Source organism: Phocaeicola sp. GP0067, from assembly GCF_031119655.1.
Lineage (GTDB): Bacteria > Bacteroidota > Bacteroidia > Bacteroidales > Bacteroidaceae > Phocaeicola > Phocaeicola vulgatus.
On sequence record NZ_JAVHZY010000012.1, the window covers coordinates 35,539 to 62,121 of the forward strand.

The 26,583-nt window shown below is 43.5% G+C and carries 24 protein-coding genes and 1 pseudogene; 10 read left to right on the top strand and 15 right to left on the bottom strand.

The window, feature by feature from the left end; all coding sequences use genetic code 11:
* Nucleotides 1-23: 23 nt before the first annotated feature.
* A pseudogene (locus tag RE317_RS11120) lies at nt 24-185 on the top strand (P-II family nitrogen regulator); the annotation flags it as partial.
* 219 nt (nt 186-404) lie between these two features.
* Here RE317_RS11120 and bioD read toward each other — a convergent pair.
* The 10 genes from bioD to RE317_RS11170 all read right to left on the bottom strand — a co-directional run bounded on the left by bioD (nt 405) and on the right by RE317_RS11170 (nt 11,111).
* On the bottom strand, nt 405-1,049 hold the full coding sequence (gene bioD / locus RE317_RS11125; protein ID WP_005843364.1) for a dethiobiotin synthase: 645 nt from the start codon (nt 1,047-1,049) through the stop codon (nt 405-407).
* A gap of 14 nt (nt 1,050-1,063) precedes the next feature.
* On the bottom strand, nt 1,064-1,819 hold the full coding sequence (bioC, locus tag RE317_RS11130) for a malonyl-ACP O-methyltransferase BioC (RefSeq protein ID WP_117873258.1): 756 nt from the start codon (nt 1,817-1,819) through the stop codon (nt 1,064-1,066).
* An 11-nt stretch (nt 1,820-1,830) separates the two neighbouring features.
* Complete coding sequence (locus RE317_RS11135; protein ID WP_005847975.1) at nt 1,831-2,484, bottom strand: DUF452 family protein; 654 nt, start codon at nt 2,482-2,484, stop codon at nt 1,831-1,833.
* Entirely contained in the window at nt 2,481-3,632 is a 1,152-nt protein-coding gene (locus tag RE317_RS11140; RefSeq protein ID WP_032939351.1) for an 8-amino-7-oxononanoate synthase, read from the bottom strand. Before RE317_RS11140 ends, RE317_RS11135 begins: the two co-directional genes overlap by 4 nt.
* Before the next feature lie 27 nt (nt 3,633-3,659).
* On the bottom strand, nt 3,660-4,931 hold the full coding sequence (gene bioA, locus RE317_RS11145) for an adenosylmethionine--8-amino-7-oxononanoate transaminase (protein ID WP_008667308.1): 1,272 nt from the start codon (nt 4,929-4,931) through the stop codon (nt 3,660-3,662).
* Between the two features lie 38 nt (nt 4,932-4,969).
* On the bottom strand, nt 4,970-5,929 hold the full coding sequence (bioB, locus tag RE317_RS11150; RefSeq protein ID WP_005843355.1) for a biotin synthase BioB: 960 nt from the start codon (nt 5,927-5,929) through the stop codon (nt 4,970-4,972).
* A 12-nt stretch (nt 5,930-5,941) separates the two neighbouring features.
* Nucleotides 5,942-6,307 (bottom strand): hypothetical protein, encoded by a 366-nt coding sequence (locus RE317_RS11155; protein ID WP_008667305.1) that lies wholly within the window; start codon nt 6,305-6,307, stop codon nt 5,942-5,944.
* Between the two features lie 152 nt (nt 6,308-6,459).
* On the bottom strand, nt 6,460-7,872 hold the full coding sequence (locus tag RE317_RS11160; RefSeq protein ID WP_008667303.1) for a glycoside hydrolase family 57 protein: 1,413 nt from the start codon (nt 7,870-7,872) through the stop codon (nt 6,460-6,462).
* A gap of 18 nt (nt 7,873-7,890) precedes the next feature.
* The gene (locus RE317_RS11165; protein ID WP_005843349.1) at nt 7,891-9,156 is read right to left on the bottom strand and encodes a glycosyltransferase; all 1,266 of its coding nucleotides are present in this window, start codon (nt 9,154-9,156) and stop codon (nt 7,891-7,893) included.
* A gap of 14 nt (nt 9,157-9,170) precedes the next feature.
* On the bottom strand, nt 9,171-11,111 hold the full coding sequence (locus tag RE317_RS11170; RefSeq protein ID WP_005847983.1) for a glycogen debranching enzyme N-terminal domain-containing protein: 1,941 nt from the start codon (nt 11,109-11,111) through the stop codon (nt 9,171-9,173).
* A gap of 180 nt (nt 11,112-11,291) precedes the next feature.
* Between RE317_RS11170 and RE317_RS11175 the strand changes: the two genes are divergently transcribed.
* Nucleotides 11,292-11,957, top strand: a complete 666-nt coding sequence (locus RE317_RS11175) for a rhomboid family intramembrane serine protease (RefSeq protein WP_005847985.1) — start codon at nt 11,292-11,294, stop codon at nt 11,955-11,957.
* Between the two features lie 482 nt (nt 11,958-12,439).
* On the opposite strand, the gene purT is transcribed toward RE317_RS11175, so the two are convergent.
* The 3 genes from purT to RE317_RS11190 form a co-directional block, all read right to left on the bottom strand.
* Entirely contained in the window at nt 12,440-13,618 is a 1,179-nt protein-coding gene (gene purT, locus RE317_RS11180) for a formate-dependent phosphoribosylglycinamide formyltransferase (protein ID WP_258458885.1), read from the bottom strand.
* Nucleotides 13,619-13,706: 88 nt separating this feature from the next.
* Nucleotides 13,707-14,753: a PspC domain-containing protein gene (locus RE317_RS11185; protein WP_005843329.1), complete on the bottom strand. Its 1,047-nt coding sequence runs from the start codon at nt 14,751-14,753 to the stop codon at nt 13,707-13,709.
* A 12-nt stretch (nt 14,754-14,765) separates the two neighbouring features.
* Nucleotides 14,766-15,092, bottom strand: coding sequence for a PadR family transcriptional regulator (locus RE317_RS11190; protein WP_005843327.1), 327 nt, complete (start codon nt 15,090-15,092; stop codon nt 14,766-14,768).
* Nucleotides 15,093-15,268: 176 nt separating this feature from the next.
* Between RE317_RS11190 and RE317_RS11195 the strand changes: the two genes are divergently transcribed.
* On the top strand, nt 15,269-15,766 hold the full coding sequence (locus tag RE317_RS11195) for a GNAT family N-acetyltransferase (protein WP_005847991.1): 498 nt from the start codon (nt 15,269-15,271) through the stop codon (nt 15,764-15,766).
* A gap of 20 nt (nt 15,767-15,786) precedes the next feature.
* Nucleotides 15,787-16,503: a DNA alkylation repair protein gene (locus RE317_RS11200; RefSeq protein ID WP_005847993.1), complete on the top strand. Its 717-nt coding sequence runs from the start codon at nt 15,787-15,789 to the stop codon at nt 16,501-16,503.
* Nucleotides 16,504-16,607: 104 nt separating this feature from the next.
* Here RE317_RS11200 and RE317_RS11205 read toward each other — a convergent pair whose 3' ends face one another.
* A complete protein-coding gene (locus RE317_RS11205) occupies nt 16,608-17,858 on the bottom strand; it encodes a PNGase F N-terminal domain-containing protein (protein WP_005843321.1) in 1,251 nt (416 codons plus the stop codon).
* A gap of 119 nt (nt 17,859-17,977) precedes the next feature.
* The gene (locus RE317_RS11210) at nt 17,978-19,495 is read right to left on the bottom strand and encodes a DUF4301 family protein (protein WP_005847995.1); all 1,518 of its coding nucleotides are present in this window, start codon (nt 19,493-19,495) and stop codon (nt 17,978-17,980) included.
* 143 nt (nt 19,496-19,638) lie between these two features.
* On the opposite strand from RE317_RS11210, the gene RE317_RS11215 reads away from it, so the two are divergent.
* From RE317_RS11215 to RE317_RS11240, 6 genes are all read left to right on the top strand, one after another.
* Entirely contained in the window at nt 19,639-21,852 is a 2,214-nt protein-coding gene (locus RE317_RS11215; RefSeq protein ID WP_005847998.1) for a bifunctional (p)ppGpp synthetase/guanosine-3',5'-bis(diphosphate) 3'-pyrophosphohydrolase, read from the top strand.
* A 21-nt stretch (nt 21,853-21,873) separates the two neighbouring features.
* A complete protein-coding gene (locus RE317_RS11220; protein WP_008667295.1) occupies nt 21,874-22,227 on the top strand; it encodes a diacylglycerol kinase family protein in 354 nt (117 codons plus the stop codon).
* Between the two features lie 94 nt (nt 22,228-22,321).
* Entirely contained in the window at nt 22,322-22,735 is a 414-nt protein-coding gene (locus tag RE317_RS11225) for a DUF1573 domain-containing protein (RefSeq protein WP_005848002.1), read from the top strand.
* A 208-nt stretch (nt 22,736-22,943) separates the two neighbouring features.
* Entirely contained in the window at nt 22,944-23,750 is an 807-nt protein-coding gene (locus tag RE317_RS11230; RefSeq protein WP_005843301.1) for a metallophosphoesterase, read from the top strand.
* Nucleotides 23,716-24,477, top strand: coding sequence for a hypothetical protein (locus tag RE317_RS11235; RefSeq protein WP_005848003.1), 762 nt, complete (start codon nt 23,716-23,718; stop codon nt 24,475-24,477). The genes RE317_RS11230 and RE317_RS11235 overlap by 35 nt, the downstream gene beginning before the upstream one ends.
* Before the next feature lie 85 nt (nt 24,478-24,562).
* Nucleotides 24,563-26,554 carry an OPT family oligopeptide transporter gene (locus tag RE317_RS11240; protein WP_008667292.1) on the top strand — a complete coding sequence of 664 codons (1,992 nt, stop codon included), beginning with the start codon at nt 24,563-24,565 and terminating at the stop codon, nt 26,552-26,554.
* Nucleotides 26,555-26,583: the final 29 nt, after the last annotated feature.

Below are 26,583 nucleotides of genomic sequence, written 5' to 3' on the forward strand. Positions count from 1 at the left end.
TTAGTTTTTTAGAAGGTAAAAAGATTACATTATATACAAAATACAAATACAACAATAAAAAAATTGAAGCTATTATCTGTAAGACCCAATTCGAGGACGTAAAAGAAGCATTGCTCGAAGCCAAAATCGAATGGCTTTCCTATTGCAATGTAAAAGGCATTGGCAAAACATGTCAAGGACGCATTTGAATGCCGTCCGCATCCGTACAGAAGAACGCGGATATATCGCCTTGTACAATGCAGAACAGGAGAAATAACTCATTACACGGCCAAAACTACTCCACAAAGTAAAAATCATACTATAACTTAAGCGGAAAATTATGGATACAACTAATAAAAAGAGGTCGTCAGATGTAGAACAACCTCTTTTTATCAGGTAAACACATCATAAACAAGAAAGATGAATTACAAGCAAGGTACCTTCACAAATGCTGTATCCGGGAAATGCTTCTCTATATAACGACAAATATAAGTTTCTGTATCTGCTTGAATGATTTTATCCTCTCCTTCGGGAAACAGATTGTACATCACTGTATGAAGCTTTATCCCTCTCCGTTCTATAGCCTCAAAACTCAATAATGTATGGTTGATACTTCCCAATCGTCCCGAAGTAACAAAAACTAAGGGATAACCCGATTCCTGAACATAGTCTATAGTCAGATTATCTTCTGTCAACGGCACCATCAGCCCCCCGGCTCCTTCTACTAAAACAGCATCATAGCGCTCACTCAGCACCTCCGTGGCATGCTTTATTTTATCAAAATCAATGGCGCGGTTATCTATTCGTGAAGCCAAATGGGGAGAAGCCGGATAAGAAAATATTTCAGGTTTGGTAAGTCCCTGCTCATCCTCAGGCAAATACTCCATCCCCATCAGACGACGATGCAACTCAATATCCTCCGAATAACCTTCCGGATTTCCTGTCTGTATGAATTTTTGAGTAATAGTACGACATCCTTGTTTGTTCCAAAGATGTGCCAGATAGGCCGTGGCATAACTTTTACCAATATTTGTATCAATACCACTTACGAAAAATACATTCTGTTTCATGATTCTTTTTATTTCTATTGTCTTTTCTTTGCAATAATATAAATAGGATGATAAGTCAAAGTCACCGAACGACCATCACTGAACAAACGGGCATACTTGTCACAGAAATCCTGCAAATCCCTTTTAGTCCACGCTTGTTGCCTGACAGCAGCCACCCCGGTGTGTTTCAAGTGATAAAGCACTTCGAGCGGAGTACCGAAAGTCAGACAGATACGTTCCTCATGAGCCTTCACGATCTCATAGTATATGCGCAGCGCTTCTTCTAATTCCTCTAAAGAACGATAGTGAAGACCGCTGCCGGTAACCGATGCAACTTCTTTCAGATTATCCCTGCCGAACGTAGTAAAAGCAAAATATCCTTTCTGCTTCAACAAAGTATTACAACGTTCAAAAAACAGCTCGGGAGAAACAAACCACTGTAATGCCGAGCATGATACAATCAAATCCTGTCCTTTTGGAAAAGGAAGGGACTCGGCATCCCCTGCCAGAAAGGTAGCCTGCCCGCTTCCCAACAAATCGGTGAAACAAGAACTCATCTCCTGACAAATGTCATTCAACACCAGTTTTTCAGGATGGAGGGTTTCCATCAACCTGCGGGTAAGAAAGCCCGTCCCGCTACCAATTTCCAATATCCGGCTGCACGGACGGGGCAAATAATGATTTAGCATATCACTCATGCGGTATGCTATCTGCTTTTGTGCCACCGCCTCACGGTTATAACTCTCTACAGCGCGGGAAAAGCGACGGGTTATCAATTGCTTATTAATCATACGTTTTTGTTTTAAATAACAGACGGGCATAGCAAATCTCTCATTATTTCTTCTGAATAATGAGGAATATCATACTCTGCCACTTCCGTCCCTGTCCATGCATTTCTTTGGTTGACCGCCGTAAAAATCAAATCATTCTTGCCTATAACAGCCCGTTCCCATGCAAAACTGGGAACAGCGCAAGATTTTACCTGTTCTCCAATCCTCCGAAGCTCTTCTTGCAGTTCCTCTACCGCACGTTGCGGACGTTTCGACAAGAATGTTTCCAGATTCTCCTTTTTCAAACACATCCTGCGGATAAACTTTTCCAGCGCAACCTCATTCAAGCCTTCCAGTGTTCCTTCAAAAACTTGCTGCGGAATACCTTTCAAATCATCGACAGGAGTTACCGTGCCATTCAAAGCAACACGCTCACAAATAGGCAAGTCCATATCCTGCAATACCATAGACGCGGCCCATACTCCCATAGACCAGGCTATCAGGCGAATCTCCTGATAACCCTGCAACAACGTGAAATCAAAATCCAGCGAACGATAATCATAACAAACCAACAGATCGCTATTTTCGGGGCAATAATCCATGAAAGGACATTCATCCATTCCCCAACCGGCAAAAAAAAGTGTCAATCGGGGAAGATGCTTTTGTTGTATAAAATAATGTTTCATATCAATTCTATCAGACTTTTTATTTCTTCTTCAGTAATATCCGCTGTCAACGAAAAACGGATACGCGATGTTCCTTCGGGCACAGTGGGAGGACGCACCGGCAACGCATAAAAACCTTTACGCTGCAAGAAATCGGTCTTTAACACCGTATCACCGCTATCGCCTATCGTCATTGGCAGAATATGGCTGGTAGAAGGACAAGCGTAGCCTTTCTTTACCAACGCGTCTTTCAAAAGAGAGGATATTCTCTTCAACCTTTCCCTCCGGAAGCTGAAACTGTCCAAATGCTCCAGGATAAAGAATGTCCATAGCAAGTTGACAGGAGGAAGAGCCGTTGTAAATATGAATGTACGCATTTTATTGATCAAATAATCACGGATGGTCTTCGAACAAACAATATAGCCTCCTACTGAGGCCAACGCTTTACCAAAAGTTCCACATAAAAAATCGATGTCAGCCACACAATCCTGTTCTTCCGCACACCCCAGGCCATGTATCCCCCGCACCCCTACAGCATGCGCTTCATCCACATACAGCAATACATTATCATATTGTTGCTTCAAAGTGACCAAACGGCGGAGATCGGCCTCATCACCGTCCATACTGAAAATACTTTCGGTTACAATAATTATTCTATCATACCCGGCATGATTGGAAACCAGCAACTGTTCCAATTGGTCATATCGGTTATGCCGGTACCGGATACACTTGGCCGCCGATAAACGAATGCCGTCAATAATGCTGGCATGTACCAGTTTATCGGCAAGAATCAATGTACGAGCATCGCTCACTGCAGGAAGAATACCGGCATTCATGTGATAACCACTATTAAAAACCAACGCGCTTTCCTTCCGAAACAGTCGGGCAAGCAAATCCTCTATCTGAACATAGATATTAAAATTTCCTGTCAGCAGCCGAGAGGATGAAGAGGAAGGAAGAAAAGTGTCGGGAGTAAGACTTTGCAAGAATTCCGTACGTAATGGCAGGTAAGCAGCCAATCCCAGATAATCGTTGGATGAAAGGTTAAGCATCACTTTTCCATTCACCTCCACCTCTCTTCCCAAATGGCGGATAACAGGCAACTTACGAAGATTACTTTTATTTTCAAGCAGGGCTAATTCTCTTTCCCAGTCTGTTAATGAATTCATTTTTTCTATTTTTCCCAATACTATCACTTATTCTTTTAATTCTCCTACTATCTTTACCAGTGAATGCGTCAATTTGCTCAATTCTTCCGGCTGAATTATAAAAGGCGGCATGATATACACCAGTTTTCCAAAAGGACGTACCCATACTCCTTCTTCGACAAAACGACGTTGCATGAAAGCCATATCTACCGGTTTCTTCACTTCAATAACCCCGATAGCTCCCAATACACGCACATCAGCCACCTGCGGCAATAAAGCAGCAGGAGCCAGCTCCCTCTTCAATTGTGATTCAATAGCCTTTACCTTTTCCTCCCAACTATATGAAAGCAACAATTCCACGGATGCTTTCGCTACGGCACAAGCCAACGGATTTCCCATAAAAGTAGGGCCGTGCATAAAGACTCCCGGATAACCGCCGGAAATGGTATCAGCCACCTCATCACTGGCAAGGACAGCAGAAAAAGTCATGTATCCACCGGTCAGTGCCTTACCTATGCACATGATATCGGGCTGGACACCTGCATGCTCCCAAGCAAACAGTTTCCCTGTTCTTCCGAAACCTGTCGCTATCTCATCAAAGATTAACAACAGACGATATTGCCTGCAAAGTTTCTCTACCTGGCGCAAAAACTCAGGATGATAAAAACGCATTCCGCCCGCCCCTTGTACAATAGGTTCCAAAATCAATGCAGCCATTTCTTCATGATGCTGTTCCAATATTTCCTTCAAGGGTTCTATATCCTCTTCATACCAGATTCCGCCAAAGCGCGACCGAGGAGCAGGAACAAAATAACGCACAGGCAATGTAGGGCCAAAAATATGATGCATACCGGTCACCGGATCACAAACGGACATGGCATTCCACGTATCTCCATGATATCCGGACTGAATAGTTACAAAATTATTTTTCTTTTCCTTCCCTTGCGCATACCAATATTGCACGGCCATTTTCAGTGCCACTTCTACCGCAACCGAACCGGAATCAGCATAAAATATTTTCTGCATACGGGGAGGAACAATCTTCAGCAACAACCTGCCTAATTCGATGGCCGGATCGTGTGTCAGTCCGCCGAACATGACATGGCTCATACGGTCTATCTGTTCCTTGAGCGCTTGGTTCAATACCGGATGATTGTATCCATGTACCATGCACCACCACGAAGACATCCCTTCTATCAAACATCTTCCGTCCTCCAATTCTATATATACTCCATCCGCCCGCCTTACCTTATAAGTGGGCAGCGGATGAGTAGTCGATGTATAAGGATGCCATAAATGCTCCCTGTCAAAATTTTCCATATATTATTTCCTTATTGTTATAATAACTTTATAATGTATCAAAGCGAATACCCGGCCTCTTCTATCAATATTTTATCTTCTGATACTTTGGAACCTAATGTAGTCAGCAAATCTCCCACAATGGCAGAATTAATACCGATATACAATGCTTTCTTTACAGCTTCCACACTCATCTGTGAACGCCCTCCGGCAAAACGAAGAAAGGCTGTGGGATTGATAAAACGGAATAAAGCGATGGTTGTCAGAATCTCCGCCTCTGCAAGACGATCCATTTTTTCCAATGGAGTGCCGGGTATAGGCTGTAACAGGTTTATAGGAATAGACTGTACTTCCAATTCCCTCAGTGTAAAAGCAAACTCAATACGCTGTTCCATTGTTTCGCCCATGCCGATGATTCCTCCGCTGCATACATCCATCCCCACCCTGCGTGCTGCCTGCAACGTTTCTATTTTCTGTTCTTGTGTATGAGTAGAACATAGAGATGAAAAATAAGAGGGAGCCGTTTCCAGATTACAATGATAACGGGTGATGCCTGCCTTAAACAGCCGTTCCAATTCCGCTTCATCCAGTAATCCTAAAGAAGCGCATAACTGAATATGCGAATGCGCACGCATGTACTCTGTTGTCTCACATAGCCGGTCCATGTTACGGCTACCCGGTTTCCTGCCGCTGGTCACCAAAGAAAAACGGGATACTCCCTGCGCTTCGTTATACAAAGCATGGCGCAGACATTCTTCCTTCCCAACCAAATCATAAACATCCGCTTTTGTTTTATAATGTGCAGACTGTGCGCACCATTTACAATTCTCAGGACATTTACCGGATTTAGCATTGATAATGGAACACATATCGAATTTCCGAGAAGCCAGAACCCGTGTTATCTCATGAGCCGCATCATACAAATCCTGTTTCTCTGCCTGGCAGGACAGCCAACGGGCTTCTTCTACGGTAATCTTCTCACCGCCCAACACTTTGTTTCTTATTTCATTCAGCATCATATACAGTTCATATTAAGACAAAAAAAGCCGAAAAGATGCATGGCACATCTTTCCGGCAAACAAATATTTATTTAAATAAAAAAGACAAATCACGTCAGCCACCTGTGGTTGAGGCAGTTGGATCCGAAGCATTTGCAACATGGATTCAACAGGGGCCATTCCTTCTTCATATTCCTCTCCAGCATCCTCTTTCCGTGCGGAAGAGCAAACAGAGAATGCCGTGCAAACATTTGCCTGTTTACCCAACGATACATCGGCAATCTCCTTTTTCAGATTACCAATAGTTACATATTTGCCCAAGCTATAAAACATAGCGTACTTCTTCCGGCTCCAATAGCGGAAACGTATCGTATGTTTATTCTGGCACAATTGTTTCATGTTTTTTCGTATCTGAGATTGGCAAAGGTAAATAAAATATTCAATGCAGCAAACTTTTATATAGAAAAACACCGTTCCGCCTCTTACAACCTTAAAACCAGTTTTCCGAAAGCACAACGGTGAATTCTTAAGTCCTTTATATTATATTTCTGTTATTCTTCTTTCTTCGAAGCAGCTTTCTTGGCAACCGGCTTCTTTGCCGTCGCTTTCTTGGCCGCCGCCGGTTTCTTGGCAGCAGGTTCTTTCTTTACGGCAGGAGCCTTTTTGCCTTCAGCTTTCTCCAGTTTAGCCTGCAATCTCTCCACTTCCTTGTTCAAAGCCACCAATTCCTCGCCCTGATTCTTAATGGTAGTAAGCAACGAATTTAATTCTTCGTTATCCATATCTACCGGATACAACGAATTGACACGACTTATAAAATCACCCAAAATGTTCATATAGTTGGTGAAAGCATCATACGGAGAATCATAAATACCACGATTCAACCAAATACCGGTATTCTTAGTGGTCATGAAGCGGAAATTATTACTTGCCTGCAAATAATCCCAATCCTGCTTAATACGGCGATCATCGCACAAATGAACACGTTCTGCCACACTATAAAGTTTATTGAAAGCCTCACGCTGCATCACATTGCCTAACCACGGACTGATATCGCGTTCCTCGTCTATCCATGACATAGGATAAGGAACATCCACCTGATCCACAGATTTCAGTTTGGTAATGATATCGGTCGGAGTAGAGAAAGTAACCCCTCTTTCTTTTGCGCAGACAGGCAGTGCTTTCATAAATTCCAAAATATTGGAAGACAATGGCTGGGCGATACCCAAAGCAGAAAGTTCCATGAAAATATTGATAACCTGCTCCTCCTCCGGCAAAGCTGCAATCCAATCTATATATTTGTCGGCAAACAACGGATATTCATTCCATTCGGAATTAGAGAAACGCAGGCTGATGTCATCAGACAATTTGAAATCGCGAAGCAATAACTTCAAGTTCGGATTCATGGCGCAATGATACAGGTAGTGCGGGCTCTTCCAACCCAAAATATGTTTCGCGCCTTCAGTCAACATACCTTTAAAGCCCATATCGGCTATCGTAGCGCCAATATCATTCGAATAAATCAAGCTGGAGTTACGGAATACCTTCGGCTCCTTGCCAAATATTTGTTTAATCTTGGTACGCATACGTTCCACTTCTTCGCGGAAACAATCTTCATTAGCCAATGAGGAAAGACCGTGAGAATAAGGTTCGCACAAGAATTCGCAACATCCGGTCTCATTCAACTGATGCAACAACTCGATTACACCGGGCGCATGCACTTCCAACTGTTCCAGCGCCACACCCGAGATAGACAAAGCCACCTTGAAAGTATCACCGTGATTCTTTGCCATTTCAATCAACGCACTCAGCGCAGGAATATACGAGCGTTCGGCTATATCACTGATGCCGCGCTCATTTTCATAATCATCATAATAATAATGGTCACGGCCTATATCAAAACAGCGATAGCGTTTCAGATGGATAATTTGATGTATTTCAAAATAAAGACATATTGTTTTCATATCCTAGTTATTGTTTTATTATTTACCATAGTTTTTTAACACCTGCTCATAGAGGGCACGGATTCTCAAGCCGACTTTCTCCCATGTAATGCCATCCACCTCTTTCTTTCCTTCTTCCTGCAGATATTGGAAAAGAGAAGGATTCGTACAAATAGAATAGATGGCATCGGCCATAGCGTTGATATCCCAATAATCTGTCTTGATTACTTTATCCAAAATTTCACCGCAACCCGATTGCTTTGAGATGATAGAAGGAGTTCCGCACTGCATAGCCTCTAAAGGAGCAATACCAAAAGGTTCTGACACGGAAGGCATTACGAATACATCACTGTTTTTATATGCTTCATAAACCTGACGCCCACGCTGGAACCCCGGGAAATGAAAACGGTCTGCAATACCTCGTTCCGCAGCCAGATTGATCATGGCGTCCAGCATGTCTCCCGATCCTGCCATTACAAAACGGATGTTACGGGTACGCTTCAAGACCAATGCGGCGGCTTCCACAAAATACTCGGGTCCTTTCTGCATCGTGATACGCCCCAGGAAAGTCACCACTTTTTCTTTCGAGTGATCAGGACGAGGAATGTCCAGCAAATCTTGCGAAAGCGGATAAACGGCATTGTGCATGGCAAAACATTTGCGCGGGTCTTGATGATATTGGTGAATAACAGTCTGACGGGTCAGCTCGGACACACACATAATACAGTCGGCATGATCCATGCCATTCTTTTCCATAGCATATACTGTAGGATTCACTTTACCGCGCGAACGGTCAAAATCAGTAGCATGCACATGGATGCACAAAGGTTTGCCACTTACCAGCTTGGCATGCACACCAGCCGGATAAGTCAGCCAGTCGTGCGCATGGATAATATCAAATTCTTGCTGGCGCGCAACCACACCGGCAATAATAGAAAAGTTATTGATCTCATCATGAAGGTTTCCCGGATAGCCACCGGCAAACTCCATACACCCCAGATCATTGACGTGCATATATGAGAAATCAGAATAGATATGATCACGGAAAGCATAATACTGTTCCGGAGTCGAAGTCGAAAGACGTGACTTTAAGTAATCATAATCCACATCACGCCACACAATGGGCACTTGGTTCATGCCTATAATGTTCAGAAACTTTTCTTCGTCGCCACAAGGTTTGGGCAAACAGAAGGTTGTTTCCATATCACCTTGCAGACTCAGACCTTTTGTTATACCGTAAGATGCTACAGCAAGACCACCATATATTTTGGGAGGAAATTCCCATCCAAACATTAATACTTTCATACAGGTCCCTCCTTTCAATAATTGTATTTACTCAATAAATATAATACTCGTAATATCTCTGCCACATTCATAGCGAATGATACAGCTCCACGACCTTTGAAAGGCGGGTTACCATCAAACAGTTCAGGTATAGAGCCAATACAATGAGAAGTCATTTCGTCTTCGTAGCCTATCAGCTGACGCTCCACAAATCCTATGCCACTCATCTTATAAATACGAAGGTAAGCTTCAAAATAGAAGCCAGCCAGCCAAGGCCATGCGGTACCTTGATGATAAGCATAATCACGCTGCATCTGAGGACCCACATAGTTCGGGTTGTAACCGCCACTCTTCGGGCTGAGCGAACGGAGCCCTTTCGGGGTAAGCAGTTCTTTGGTCACAATGTCCAACACCCCTTTCTTCTGACGGGCATCAAGCGGAGAATAGTCGAATGCTACAGTAAATATCATGTTCGGACGCACGCTCCAGTCCATCATATTGCCATCCACATAATCCAGTAAATAACCATACTCATTCAAGAAAGTATCCACGAAAGCCTTTCCCGTCTTTTCTGCCAATACATTTAACGTTTCAGCCAAATTATTGTTTCCACCTTCGCCCAACAGTTCACTTGTAAAACGTAAGGCATTATACCACAAAGCATTAATTTCTACGATATAGCCTGTACGAGGAATCACAGGACGTCCGTTTGCGGTAGAATTCATCCATGTGATAGCCTTTTCCGTTCCGTTGGCATATAGCAGACCGTTTGAATGCAAGAAAAGGTTCGGATGATTCTCCCGGCGAAGGTATTCCATAATGTCCTGCAACAATGTACCATATTTCTCACGGCATTGGTCACGCGACACCATCTTGGCATATTGCTGGATACACCACACCGCCCAAAGCAAAACATCAGGATGCTCCATTTCATACACTTTAACATCATCAGGCTCATCATTAATAAAGTCATGAATTGCCTTGCGGGCCGTTTCCATCACCATTTCAAACTTAGCCACTTCATCAATCGCCAATGTCAGTCCCGGCAGGGAAATAAACATATCGCGCGCACGGCATTTAAACCACGGATATCCTGCCAGAATATAAAACTCATCTCCCTGTTTATTTAAGAACTGATGGGCAGCATTTATCAGACAGTGCTGGAAATTATCACGCGGAGTACGTTCTTCCACCTCCTCTTCAAAGGTTCTCTTTAATGTACGGGTACCGGCCTCGGAAACACCTCCTGAAAAGACAATGCTTTCACCTTTCTTTATGTCCACTTCAAAATAACCCGGAACATACAAATCTTCATTAAAATCATATCCTCTCTCCTGCTCTTTGGGATACTCAATTCCCCGATACCAATCCGGCTGATAGTGGAATTCGTTCTTCTTGTTCAATTGCATATATAATTCGGGATAGCCCGGATACATGCATGTCTTGATCCCATTGTCCACCTCCTGATAGTCACGGCTGGCTTGTGCGTTCTCATGAGTATACTGACGGACGCTGCGGAAAGCCAGAAACGGACGCAAACGCAACGTAGTGGCCGAATGTGCCTCCAGCAAAGTATAACGGATTAAAATTCTATTTTCATGATGAACGAAAAGCTTTTCCTTCTTCAGAATCACACCACCTACCCGGTATATAGTGGTAGGAACTTTCTCACACTCGAATTCCCGGATATACTTGTGTCCCCTGGGGCTGTAATTGTCACCCTGATACTTATGAAGCCCCAGGTTAAATTCAGCGCCGTGTTGTATCACTGTTTCATCCAACGACGATAACAATACATGGTTTTCATCATCCAGCTCAGGCACCGGAATGACAAGCAATCCATGATATTTTCTCGTATTGCAATCAACAATGGTTGTACAATGGTAAGCCCCTGAACGGTTTGTGCGGAGAATTTCTTTCGGTAATGATTCCCCGAGGTTCGTCATAAGAGTCTTGTCAAATCGTAAGTAACTCATAGTTGTTATTTTAAGGTTATAAATCAAATTTCCATATCAATTTGTGTCACATATTATTTTTGTATGCAACGCTCAAAATTAGTAATTAAATGGATAAAGCAAAATTAAATAGCAAAATATTTTTCATTTTTCGCTCAAATATCCGTAGTATTGCACAGAAATCAGCATAATTATGACAAAATGAAACTTGAAATTCAAAAAATTCTATTGGCTTTTGCTCTTCCGTTATTACTTCTTTTCATTCTGTACACCCTGCGTACAATGGAAAGTGTCATGAATTGGGATTTTATCACCTGGGGCATATATCCCAAAGAAACCAAAGGAATAATGGGGATTCTCACTTCTCCATTGATACACGCCGATTGGGGACATTTATTTGCGAACACTTTCCCTCTTCTTTTTTTATTATGGTGTCTGCTCTACTTTTATCGTGATTTGGGCATTGGTATACTTTTTTTCATCTGGATAGTCAGTGGAATACTTACATTTATAATAGGCAAGCCTGGATGGCATATAGGTGCCAGCAGTATAATTTATTCACTCGCCTTCTTTCTGTTCTTCAGTGGCATTCTCCGCAAACACGTTCCTTTAGTAGCCCTGTCATTGCTTGTCACCTTTCTATATGGCAGCCTGGTATGGAACATGTTCCCGCAGTTCGCTTCCTCCACCACTTCTTGGGAGGGACACTTGGGGGGCGCAGCGGCCGGAATAGCCGCAGCTATATTGTTCAGACACAAAGGCCCTCAACAACCGGAACTTTTCATTGACGAGGAAGAAGAAGATAACAGGAGTTATCCGGAAGACGAAGAAGTCATTACAAATCCGGACCAAGAAAAGAAAGAATGACTAAACCAATCTTTCCGCCTCATGAAGTCCAAAGGACCGGAAGGGATGAAAAAAGCAATAACCCGCTAACGGAATTAAACGAATGCTCATATCCTCCCTATTGTATAAGCCTTTTCTATCTTCAGATTAAACCTTTTTATACGGATATATTCTATCTCCATAGCCTTTGGAGTTATCTCCCAAGGCTATGGAGTTAACTCCAAAGCTTATGGAGATAACTCCAAAGGCTTGCGGAGATAAAACAGGCAGGAAGAAAACCCTTAACCATACGTCAGGAAAGGTTTAGGAATCCGAATAAAATATTTTAAGGATGAATCTGATTACAAGACCACACACTCCTTACAGAAAAAAGTCTCCCTACGCCCTTCTTTTAAAAAGAAAAACTATAAAACCTTGTTTCAGGGAAGCACACCTTTGGAACAACAAAAGGTCCGGACTTGGAAAAGCCCGGACCTTTATTTTATATCCATCAATACAAGATATTAATACACCTCTACCTTTGCAGCAGCAGCCTTGCACTTGTCACGCAAAGCGTCCAAGTCACTGCCATTAGGAGCATAACAAACCACAACTCCCATACGGCGGTTCAATTTTGTATAAGGTTTACCAAAAATACGGAGATAAGTATTTGTCTCCTTACAAACTTCCTCTTCACCACGATAACGGGGAGCTTCCTTGCTGGCAATTGGAGAAAGAATCACTGCACTGGCCCCTATGCGTTCTTGTGTAATTTCAGGGATAGGAAGTCCTAACACCGCACGCAGATGCAACTCAAACTCATTTAAATTCTGAGTACCTGCCAAAGTCACCATTCCGGTATCATGCGGACGGGGAGAAAGTTCGGAGAAATAAACTCCGTTTTCATGACTCAAGAAAAATTCAACTCCCCAGATTCCCGCACCGGTCAAAGCCGCCGTCACTTTATCGGCCATACGCTGTGCCTCCTTCAAATGTTCGGGATCAATGTGCGCCGGCTGGAAACTTTCCCTATAATCTCCCCCTTTCTGTACATGTCCGATAGGCGGACAGAACAAAGTAGGACCGTTTTTCTGAGTGACGGTGAGCAAAGTAATCTCACTATCGAACTGAATAAATTCCTCAATGATCAATTCTTTAATATCTCCACGACTGCCTTCACACCCATAATGCCATGCCTGTTCCAACTCATCCACGCTCTTGACCAAAGACTGGCCTTTGCCGGATGAAGACATCAAAGGTTTCACCACACAGGGAAAACCAATCTCTTTTGCGGCCTCCTGCAATTCTTCCAAAGACTTGGCATAGAAATACTTGGCTGTCTTTAATCCTAATTCCTTAGCTGCCAAATCACGAATGGCCTTGCGGTTCATCGTGAAATTCACTGCACGGGCACTCGGCACTACTTGAATACCTTCCTGTTCCAAATGATACAGACGTTCGGTACGGATAGCTTCAATTTCAGGCACAATTATATCCGGCTTGTGTTTGGCTACCACAGCATCCAACGCATCACCGTCAAGCATACTGAACACTTCAAATTCATCAGCCACCTGCATGGCCGGAGCACCTGCATAAGAGTCGCAAGCAATAACATACTGCCCTTTACGTTTTGCCGCAATGACGAATTCCTTACCTAATTCGCCAGAACCCAGCAATAAAATCTTCTTAGTCATAGTATTTATATATGTTTGATATTCCTTACAAAAAACGGAGAGTTGAGAACAAGACACCTCTTGATTCCCAACTTTCCATCTGCAAAGATAGTGTATTTTATAAACTATACGATATCATTGAAGCAATATTTGGATCATTCAGTACAAAGAAAACACCCACTCCCAACGCGATGAGCCACAATACGATAAATATAATTTTGGTTACAATGGACATGGGTTGCCAACCTCCAAAATGACGCATCAGCATGTGTATCAGTCCTATAATAGGAATACCGATAACCAGAATACCTGCTACGGACATAGCGACAGTCAACCCCGGAGAGCTACCCACCGTAGCCCAATTAACCGCAGGCAGCACCTCATAAAGCACAGCCGGCAATGCAGCAATCAGTCCCGTAGCCGCCATCAGCAATGCAAAAAAGACAATCAATAATACAAACAATACAGGCGCACAGCAAATAGCAATGAAAACAAGCAGGAACTTGATAAGGAACCCTGCCACAGACACAATCCCCTCCCCTATCTTTTGCAAGATACTCCTAGGACGGTCTGAGCGTACATAATCATTCACTTTTTCAAATCCGTCTGTTACAGTCTTGCCTATATTCTCCACATTAATAGCAGCCCCCTTCATGGCGAGTTTCTCGGGAGCGGTACGCGCCATAGGAATAATAATCCACGCTATGATATAAGCCAATATCACCCCATGAACAAAGAAACCAAGAACCAATAGAATGATACGTACCCAAGTAACATCCCATCCCATATAAGCAGCCAGTCCGGAAGCCACTCCACCTAGTACCTTATTGTCCGGATCACGAAACAAGCGGCGCATAGTGGTTCCTTTTTGTTTTTCCGAACCCGATGCTTCTCCACTTTCTTCATCGGAAAGATCTTCGGGTTTACCCATCCGGGCTATGATTTCTTCCACATCTTCAATGGTAATAACCTGTTTACCTTCATTCAAACGGTCGGTAAACAGCTCAGAGATACGTAATTCTATATCATGTACAATTTCTTCCGCTCCCTCCTCACGACAGAAGTGAATACGCAGGTTAGTTAAATAGTTATCCAACAAATGGTAAGCGTCTTCGTCTATATAATAAACGGTACCTCCTAAATTTATGGTTAAAGTCTTTTTCATTGTATCCTGTTTTTAATTGTTTTTTAAATGATTCACTGTATTCGCCAGCTCCTCCCAGGCAGCCTCCAGTCCGCTAAGGAATGTTTCACCCTGAGGAGTGAGACTATAATATTTACGAGGTGGTCCCTGAGTGGACTCTACCCATTCGTATGAGAGCAGGTCATCGTTTTTCAGCCGGGTAAGCAGCGGATAAAGCGTCCCTTCTACTACAATGAGCCGGGCTTCTTTCAATTTTTGAATGATATCCGAAGCATATGACGGCTCTTTGTGCAACAACAATAAAATGCAGTATTCCAGCATTCCTTTGCGCATCTGAGATCGTACATTGTCTACATTCATAATCTATAATACTTTGTTTGGCACAAATATATGTATTATACAAGTACCTTGTATTACATAGTTCTACTATTTTGCATAAATTAATATTTAAACAAGAAAAAGAAAGGAAGCCCCTTTTTTTCTTGCAAAAAGTTTATCTTTGCCTCTCGTTATAACACTAAAAAGATATAAAGATCATGTTTACCATAAAAAAGGCAACGACCAATGATATTCAGTTGATTAACGAGATGGCTCAGATCGTGTTTCCAGCTACCTACCGGGAAATTCTTTCAAAAGAACAATTGGATTACATGATGGACTGGATGTACTCTCCGAAAAACCTGCGTAAACAAATGGAAGAGGAAGGGCACATCTATTACATAGCTTACAAAGATGGAGAAGCTGCCGGATATGTTTCCATACAGCCCGAAGGAGAACATTTATTTCATCTGCAGAAAATCTATGTACTTCCCCGTTTTCAAGGTTGCCGGTTGGGCAAAGCACTATTTGAGCAGGCCGTCAAAGCAATTAAAGAAATCCATCCCGGACCTTGCGAAATGCATTTGAATGTAAACCGTAACAATAAGGCTTTACAATTCTACCAACATTTGGGAATGGAAAAAGTTGCAGAAGGAGATTTCCATATAGGCAACGGATATTATATGAACGATTATATCATGGGACTGAAAATCTAACCCTATCTTACAAAAACAAAATGGACGAATATCGTATCAATGGATTGACCATAAAAGAAAATTTGCTGCAACTGGCAGAAAATGGAAATAAAAAGTTCACCGAATCGCTGCATCCGGGAATAGAAAATGTATTGGGTATCCGCATCCCTGCCCTAAGGCGGTTAGGAGCACAAATTGCCAAAGATGACTGGGAGAGTTATCTACAGACTGCGGATACTTATTATATGGAGGAACGTATGCTACAAGGTATGGTAATAAGTAATCTGAAAATGAAAGACACGGAAGCATATCTTTCACTGGTTGCCCGGTTTATTGCCATCATCAACAGTTGGTCTGTTTGTGACACCTTTGACTTTTACGGCAAACAACGGTTTGTGGACAAGAACAAGAAAAGGGTCTGGCTATTTTTGGAAGACCGGATGAAATCCGACAAAGAATATGAAATACGTTTCGGAGTAGTAATGGCAATGGCTCATTATATTGACGAAGAGTATATAGACAACGTATTGCAATGGATGGACCGGATCAGTCACGAAGGATATTATGTGAAGATGGCTGTAGCATGGGCTTTATCCGTATGTTATGTCAAGTTTCCTCAAAAAACGATGAACTATCTGAAGGAAAATCATTTAGATGACTTTACTTACAATAAGGCACTACAAAAAATCATAGAATCTTATCGGGTAAGCACGGAGGACAAAGAAATCATCCGCAGCATGAAAAGAAAAAACAAATAATGTCCATTTACCGCAAAGAGGCTTTGAATCCTTCCGAAAGAAATTCACCATTCATATTCGGAAAGATCCAAACCGCTCCAGCAGCTATTAATAATCGGGAAAAGTTATTCCTCCCAAACCAAATAAGCTGAAACCAGCCAATGATTCAATTTATTGCCATCTACCTGTTGTGCCTCAGGGATACTTACCTTAAAAGAATGTTTACCGGCCGACAAGTCACCAATAACAGCCTCCTCAGGCATCACATCGCTACCCGGACACCAATTGGAACGGGACAAATCCGAAGAAGCCAAAGGTTCTTCAATCTCTTTTGTCGTATACCCCTTATCACCTATATATGCGGCAACTCGTGGTATCAGCCATACTCCCGTGGCCGGATTAAAACGGCGGAAAGAAGCACAGTCATCACGCCAAGGAATGAAATTCAACACCTCCTTGCCATCAACAGACACGATGTTCCGTTTCTCCACAAACTCATCTCCGCCACTATGTCCTCCGTGACCTGTTACAATATACTTCAAACGAACATTCTTGGCAGCTTTCGGCATATCAAAATCCATCACCACATCTTTGCGTGAGAAAATATCCGGATAAGTCTGTCCGATATAATACACCGTATTCATCAAAGGCTTCACACGGCGCTCCGGCATCACGTCGCAAGTGATCTTACTCTCCTTCACATCCAATTCCATACTGGCCACATACCCCTCGGCAGTCCATGTATCAATATAAATTCCCACGTATGCCTCTCTCTCCAATGCCGGATAAAGATCGGTAATATCCTGCACCCAAGTCACACTCTTTTCCCATTTCGGGATATATACAGGACGCCTCTTGCTGCTCAAAGAATCATTATCCGAACTATAATACCCCACACCGAACGGGGTCATAAAACGCATCAGTTCAAGGGTAGGCACATAATCCTGACCCGGAACAATACCAATCATTTTTTCATATTTGGTACTGTCTACCGCAGGAAACGCCCTCTTGCCTTCGGCTATATTCATCAGATTAATCACCGATTCTTTGGGAAGCACAAAACAAGAGCCAGATTTATCCCAACGGTCACCATTGGAAGCTACAGTTACTTTCAGGGTAACATCCACATCCCTTTTATAATCGGGCAAGGTTATTTTCTTTAAAATGATACGCCCGTTTACCAGACGGATCACTCCGTCAGCATTGGCAGGAGTATAATTAGGGAAAGAATCGGGACGAAAACAAACAGGGGTTTTGTCGAATACTTGAATATGAGTATTTCCCAATGCCGGTAATTCTTTGTGATTTGCAGCATCGGCCGGCATCATAAAAGTTGCCGCCACAGCCAGTGGGGCAATAAAGGTCAGCAGGTTCATTCTTTTTAATTATAGGTTAGTAATCAAGGGTATATAAATTAATTTCACAAAAAACTACACGGACCTACACAAATCGTCCGATCTGTATAAATCCATGTAGTCTATAATAAAAAAAGGAATTATTGATGCTGTTCACGCAACAAATCATTCACAGTCTTCACCGGATTAAAGGTACTCAACGGCACTTCAACAAAAACAGTGTTCCAGTCACTCATTGCGCCGTTCCACAAGCCCGGAAGCTCCAATGCTTTCAGTTCTCTACCGTTCTTTGATTTATAAGAGATAAAACCTGTAGCCTTATCCACATACTTCACCAAGTCGAATTTGTTTCCTTTATAATCGCGTACCGCACACACCAAATCCACCGGATTAAAGTGAGTACCTTTCTCGAACATCTCTTTCTTGGCCGGATCATTCATGTCAATCTGAGAACTTTCCAAAATTTGCAGTGAAACAGTACCATCCGCATTATAAGCCAGGAACGGGCCGCCTCCCGGTTCACCCACATTCTTCACCATACCGCATACACGCATCGGACGGTTTAACTTCTTACGCAGATAAATAACCAAATCGGCATCTTCCAGATCCTTGATATCCGGTTTGCGGCAACATAAAGTCTGCTGTAAGAAACGAATGATCTCTTCCAGCTGCGCATGTGTATATTTACCGCCATCCAGCAATTCCAAATATTCAAATACCTGCCTCTGCAGAGTAACCAGTACCCCCGCAATCAGCTTTTTATACGTAACAGTATCCTCTTTCAAGCGATCGGGCACCACATTATCTATATTCTTGATAAAGATAACATCGGCATCCAGGTCATTCAGATTCTCAATCAGCGCGCCGTGCCCTCCCGGACGGAACAACAGTTTGCCTTTATCGCGGAAAGGTTTGTTCTCCATATCGGCAGCAACCGTATCCGTACTCGGTTTCTGTTCAGAAAATGACACATCATATTCTACTCCATACTTCTTTGCATAAACGGCAACCTTCTCTTCCACCAGCTTTGTGAACAATTCACGATGTTCCGTAGAAACGGTGAAATGCACATTCACTTTTCCGGTTCTGCCTGCCGCATACAACGCGCCTTCCACCAAATGTTCTTCCAGCGGCGTACGCACACCATCCGCATACCGATGGAATTTCAACAACCCCTTCGGTAATGCCCCATAGTTCAAGCCGGCAGCTTCCAGCAGATTGGCTACTATAGGTTTATAATCCTTCCCGGCCATCAAAGCATCAATATTCTTTCCTGTATTATCCATACAAGCCGCATTCAAGTCATTGTAGAATGCGAAGCTATGAATATGGTCGAAAAATTTCTTTTCGAAATCTGTCTTCGGAGTATTGTAATCAGCCCCCAGGAATTCGAACAAATTCTTGAACATGCGGCTGGCAGCACCAGAGGCGGGTACAAACTTCACGATGGTTTTCTCACCTTCCTTATATGTATCCCATGCTTCCAAATAATTTTTCATTTCAATTTCGGCGGGAGCCATGATTCCCTTTTCAACAGAAGCGGCCGCATCCAGCTTCAAAAATGGGAAACCCTTTTCAAAGCAAGCCAGTTGTTCTGCAATCTGCTGCTCGGAAATTCCTTTTTTCACTAATAAGTCTTTGTCTTCAGGTGTTAACATAAGTACATGATTTTATATGGTTTAAATAAATTGTTACCTTATTCTTTCACTATTAATTGCCCAAAAATACAAAAAAATGCGAGAACACTACCTAATAAATAAAGAAAAAAACTACCTTTACCCTCGAAAAGATTTCACGTGTTATGGAAGAAAAAGCATTTTTCACAGCCAAAGAGCGTGAGCAACTGTTCGCCCTCTATAAACGATTGCTGCAATTATCCGGCGACACCTTGCAGAAGGGTGATTGCCATAAGTTAAAAATACACCTCATAAAAGCAGTTGCCGAAGGTAACCTGCCACGAAATTGTTTCGGGATGAATCCTATCATCAAAGATATGCAGACCGCTGTCATCGTGGCCGAGGAAATTGGGATGAAACGGGCTTCCATCCTGGGGATCATGCTGCACGAATCGGTAAAGAACCATTTATGCACCTTAGCATCTGTACAACAGGAATATGGAGAGGATGTAGCGGGGATCATACGCGGTCTTGTGAAAATCAATGAGCTATACTCCAAAAGCCCTACCATAGAATCGGAAAATTTCCGCAACCTGCTGCTCTCCTTTGCCGAAGACATGCGTGTTATTCTGATCATCATTGCAGACCGCGTGAACCTGATGAGACAGATAAAGGAGACTCCCAATATAGAAGCACGCACCCAAGTAGCCAACGAAGCTGCCTATCTGTACGCACCGCTGGCACACAAGCTGGGGCTATACAAACTGAAATCGGAACTGGAAGACCTTTCCTTGAAATATACCGAACACGACGTATATTATCATATAAAGGACAAACTGAACGAAACGAAAGCCTCCCGTGACAAATACATAGCCGCCTTTATCGAACCGATACAGCATAAGCTGGAAGAAGCAGGATTGAAGTTCCACATGAAAGGGCGTACCAAGTCCATCCATTCCATCTATCAGAAAATGAAGAAACAGAAATGTCCCTTCGAAGGAGTGTATGACTTGTTTGCCATCCGAATCATTCTGGACTCTCCCGTCGACAAGGAAAAACAAGAATGCTGGCAGGTATATTCCATTGTGACCGATATGTATATGCCCAATCCCAAACGTCTGCGCGACTGGCTCTCCGTACCCAAAAGTAACGGATACGAATCCTTGCATACCACTGTAATGGGGCCTGAAGGCAAATGGGTGGAAGTACAGATACGCACCGAACGCATGGACGAGATAGCGGAACGTGGTCTGGCAGCCCACTGGCGTTACAAAGGCGTAAAAGGAGAAAGCGGTCTGGATGAATGGCTGACCTCCATCCGGGAAACACTGGAGAATGCCGACAGTGACCTGGAAGTGATGGACCAGTTCAAACTGGAATTATACGAAGACGAAGTATTCGTATTCACCCCCAAAGGTGACTTGTACAAGATGCCGAAAGGAGCGACCGTACTGGACTTTGCTTTCGCCATCCACAGCAAACTGGGTTCCAAGTGTATCGGAGCAAAGGTGAACGGAAAGAACGCACAATTAAAGCAAACGCTGAACAGCGGTGACCAGGTAGAAGTCATGACTTCAAACACCCAGACACCCAAACGCGACTGGCTGAACATCGTCACCACTTCGAAGGCAAGAACCAAAATACGCCAGGCCATCAAAGAGATAGAAGCCCGCCAGACAGAGTTCGCCAAAGAAACCATAGAACGTAAATTCAAGAACCGCAAACTGGAATACGATGAAGCAGTGATGATGCGCCTGATAAAAAAGCTGGGATACAAAACCGTAACCGAGTTCTACCAGGACATAGCCAACGAGACAAGAGATGTGAACGACATCATCGAAAAATACCTGGAACTGAAGAAAAAGGAAACGGAAAACCGGGAAGATATTGTCTATCGCAGCGCCGAGAATTTCAGCATGCAGACAGCACAGGACGACAAGACCTTCAAAGAGGACGTACTGGTCATTGATCAGAATTTGAAAGGACTGGACTTCAAATTAGCCAAATGCTGTAACCCTATCTATGGCGATGATGTATTCGGATTTGTAACCATCAGCGGAGGAATCAAAATACACCGTACCGACTGTCCTAATGCACGGGAGTTGCAATCACGTTTTGCCTACCGTATCGTAAAGGCGCGTTGGGCTGGGAAAAGCCACGGCAAACAATACCCCATCACGCTGCGCATCGTTGGCCATGATGATATAGGAATTGTGACAAATATCACCTCCATTATCAATAAGGAAAACGATATCCTGCTCCGTTCCATCAGCATCGACTCGCACGACGGGCTGTTCAGCGGCATGATGACCGTAATGGTAGATGATACTTCAAAGCTGGAATCATTAGTAAAAAAGATAAAGACAGTAAAAGGAGTAAAACAGGTAAACAGAGGATAAACTCACCCCAAACTTAAAAAAATGAATGAACTGCATAAACGACTAAAAAGCTTTACATACGCCTGGAAAGGCGTATGTAGTTTTTTAAGCAAGGAACACAATGCCTGGATACATTGCACAGCCATCATCGCCGTAACCATTGCAGGCATCCGGTTTGAAATAACACGCACCGAATGGCTTGTCATCCTCCTGTGCTTTGCAATGGTACTGGCTGCCGAAGCATTCAACACAGCCATAGAACGCCTGGTAAACCTGGTATCACCAGACTACCATCCTATAGCCGGAGACGTAAAGGACATAGCGGCAGGAGCCGTACTGATTTGCGCTATCTTTGCCGCCCTCATAGGGTTGATTATCTTTGTCCCTTATTTTTAAAGGTGTTAATTTACCATTTATTTCACTAACAGTTAAAGACCTTTTATAAAAAAAACAGTAATTTAGCCCCGATAATTTTTAAAAAGTGGAACTAATGAAGAAAATTTTGCTTTCAACATTATTGTTGATTATAGGGTTAACCACATACGCAGCCGTATGGCAATCTCAAGGAGAAGCAGAAATAACCTTTGAGAAAACAACACATAACTTCGGTTCATTCCCCGAGTCTAGCCCGAAAGTTACTTGCGTTTTCAAATTCAAAAATTCGGGAGACGGTCCCTTGGTCATTCATCAAGCGATCGCATCTTGCGGATGTACTGTTCCCCAATATCCTAAAGAGCCCATCAAACCGGGTGAAAGTGGACAGATAACAGTGACTTATAATGGAGCCGGCAAATTTCCGGGACATTTCAAGAAATCAATCACTATCCGCACAAACGGGAAAAATGAAATGACACGTCTTTATATAGAAGGTGATATGACCCCGAAAGGCACAGTTGCAGAATAGAATTCTCACATCATAAGAGAGAGGATGTATCAAAACAAAAGAAGATTCGAGTTTGATACATCCTCTTTTTATATCCGGAAAACACTGCCCCGCCTGCCTGTATCCAAGTAAAGACAAAAAAATAAGAAAAAAAGAACATTTTTCCCCAATAATAAGCCACTCTTATTCTGATTAAAATAACGTACTTTGCAGCAAATTTAAGAGAACAATGACAAACAAGCTATTATTCTTTGTCCTGCTGGCCCTCTGTTTCAGTGGCTGTGACATGCTGGAAACCCATCCATACGATGTACATATTACAGGAGAAAGAGAACTGACCAACAAAAACATCCAGTTGATAGAAAACAAAATGCAAGGCAAAAAAACAATCCGCTTTGCCATGATCAGTGATACCCAACGATGGTACAACTCTACCGAAGATGTTGTAAAAGCCCTCAATGCCCGTGGTGACATAGACTTTGTCATTCACGGAGGAGACCAGTCCGATTTCGGCGTCACAAAAGAATTCATATGGATGCGGGACATATTTAACAAATTCCAGATGCCCTACGTATGCCTTTTAGGCAACCACGACTGCCTGGGTACAGGTGAAGACGCATACAGAGCCATTTATGGAGATCCCAACTTCGCCTTCACAGCCGGAAATGTACGCTTTATCTGCCTCAATACCAATGCGATGGAATATGATTATTCGGAACCGGTTCCCGATTTCAATTTTATAGAAAATGAACTGAACAACCTGTCGCCTGAAATAGAAAAAACGGTATTCGCAATGCACGTAAAACCTTTTGAATTTGTATTCAACAACAATGTAGCAAAAATCTTCCAACTATACGTCAACCAGTTCCCCAAAGTCCAGTTCTGTCTTTACGGCCATGAACACAAATTCGCAGTAGATGATCTATTCAACGACGGAGTTCTGTATTTCCAATGTCCCTGCATAGACAAACGCATCTACTTATTATTCACCATTAAAGAAGATGGAACCTACGATTATGAAACAGTTGAATTTTAAAAAGATATTTCTGAACCTATTGTGGCCACTATTGCCTTTTACGGCACAAGCCCAAGAAAATAATACACTTTACTCCATCTTATCCAAAGACAGCATACTTGTCTCCTCTCCTTCCGTTCAAAACCAAGAGGAAGATATTGTAACCCAAATGCCAAACCGGCACCATAAATACGACAAGCGCGTACACCGTTACAGGCGTGCGTGGGAAGCTTTGATCCCCACCCACACCAAATTACAGTACGCCGGTGGAATGGGCCTGTTATCCTGGGGCATAGGCTGGGATTATGGAAAAAGAGGCCAATGGGAAACCGATCTTCTTTTGGGCTTCATCCCCCGCTACTCATCCAAACATTTCAAGATGACCATGACCTTGAAACAGAATTATATCCCGTGGAGTATCTGGCTGGGTAAAGACTTCTCGCTGGAACCGCTGACTACCGGAATCTATTTCAACACCGTATTCAGCGATGATTTCTGGACAAGCGAACCTGAGCGCTATCCCCGTGGATACTACGGATTTTCCACCCGTATCCGCACCCATATCTTTCTGGGACAACGCGTCCGTTTCGATGTGCCCGAAAAGTACCGGAAGTTCTCTAAAAGTATCACCGCATTCTACGAAATCAGCACATGCGATTTATACGTTGTCAGTGCGTTCAACAACAGTTATTTGAAACCCGATGACTATCTGAGACTATCATTTGGATTGAAATTTCAGATATTCTAATCAAATCATGAGGATGTTTCTCTATTTTTTCACTATTTTTGGGCATTTATTATGATAAATTTCAAAAATAACAACATAGAGAAACATGAAACAAGAAGAAGAAAAATCGGTTGGATTGCCCGATAACGCGTTCCGACCTCTGAAACCGGGGGAACAATATCACCCCATCATGTCACCAAACAAAAAATATCCCGAAGTAAACCTATGGTCTGTGCTATGGGGTATCGCCATGGCGGTATTATTCTCGGCGGCCGCAGCTTACCTGGGATTAAAAGTGGGACAGGTTTTTGAAGCCGCCATCCCTATCGCCATCATCGCCGTAGGTGTATCGGGAGCCGCCAAGCGTAAAAACGCGTTAGGTGAGAATGTCATCATCCAATCCATCGGTGCCTGTTCGGGAGTCATAGTGGCAGGAGCCATCTTCACATTGCCCGCCCTTTATATATTGCAGGACAAATACCCCGAAATGACAGTCAACTTCTTTCAGATGTTTGTCAGCTCACTGCTGGGAGGTATTTTGGGAATCCTGTTCCTCATCCCCTTCCGTAAATATTTCGTCAGCGACAAACATGGCGAATATCCCTTCCCCGAAGCCACTGCCAGTACGCAAGTGCTTGTTTCCGGCGAGAAAGGCGGAAGCCAGGCAAAGCCATTGCTTTTTGCAGGACTAATAGGAGGTCTGTACGATTTCATTGTAGCCACATTCGGCTGGTGGAATGAAAACTTCACCACCCGCGTATGCGGCTGGGGTGAGATGGTTGCCGAAAAAGCCAAACTGGTGATGAAAATAAACACCGGTGCAGCAGTATTAGGCCTAGGCTATATTGTCGGCTTGAAATACGCGGCTATCATTTGTGCCGGTTCATTGGTGGTATGGCTGGTTATTGTTCCAGGTATGGCCCTGTTGTTCGGCGACCAAGTGCTGAATGCATGGAATCCGGCCTTGACACAAACCATTAGCGAAATGTCACCCGAACTTATATTCAAGGAATATGCCAAAAGTATCGGTATCGGTGGTATCGCCATGGCCGGTGTGATCGGTATCGTGCGCTCATGGGGCATTATAAAGAGTGCTGTGGGACTGGCCGCCAAAGAGATGGGCGGCAAGAAGGTGGAAGCAAACGTCATCCGCACGCAAAAAGACCTTTCCATGAAAGTGATCGCCTTCGGTTCCATCTTCACCATCCTGCTGATCTTACTGTTCTTCTTTTTTGATGTGATGCATGGAAATGTATTACACAGCATTGTAGCCATCCTGCTCGTAGCCGGCATTGCATTCCTGTTCACCACCGTAGCCGCCAACGCTATCGCCATAGTCGGCACTAACCCAGTATCGGGAATGACACTGATGACACTGATACTTGCCTCGGTAGTAATGGTTGCCGTTGGACTAAAAGGCGCTACCGGCATGGTTGCCGCACTGGTTATGGGTGGTGTGGTTTGTACGGCACTCTCTATGGCAGGCGGGTTCATCACAGACTTGAAAATAGGTTACTGGCTGGGCAGTACTCCTGCCAAACAGGAAACATGGAAATTCCTCGGCACACTGGTATCGGCAGCAACTGTGGGCGGCGTCATCATGATCCTGAACAAGACCTACGGCTTCTCCACCGGCGCATTGGCAGCTCCGCAGGCCAACGCGATGGCAGCCGTAATAGACCCGCTGATGAACGGTGTAGGCGCTCCCTGGCTGCTTTACGGAATAGGCGCTGTGCTGGCATTGGTGCTGACCTACTTCAAAGTACCCGCACTGGCTTTTGCGCTGGGTATGTTCATTCCACTGGAATTGAACCTGCCGTTGCTGGTAGGTGGAGCGGTGAATTGGTATGTCACTACCCGCAGCAAAGACGAGGCGGTGAACGCCGAACGTGGCGAGAAGGGAACTTTGCTGGCATCCGGATTCATAGCCGGAGGCGCATTGATGGGGGTTGTCAGTGCCGCCATGCGCTTTGGCGGTATCAATCTGATCAACGAAGAATGGCTGAGCAACCCGTTGAGCGAAGTGCTGTCAATGGCCGCCTATATCCTCCTGATCATATGGCTGGTTAAAGCCAGTATGCATATAAAGAAAAAATAACCCTTTTTCAAATACCGTGAAAATAAAAG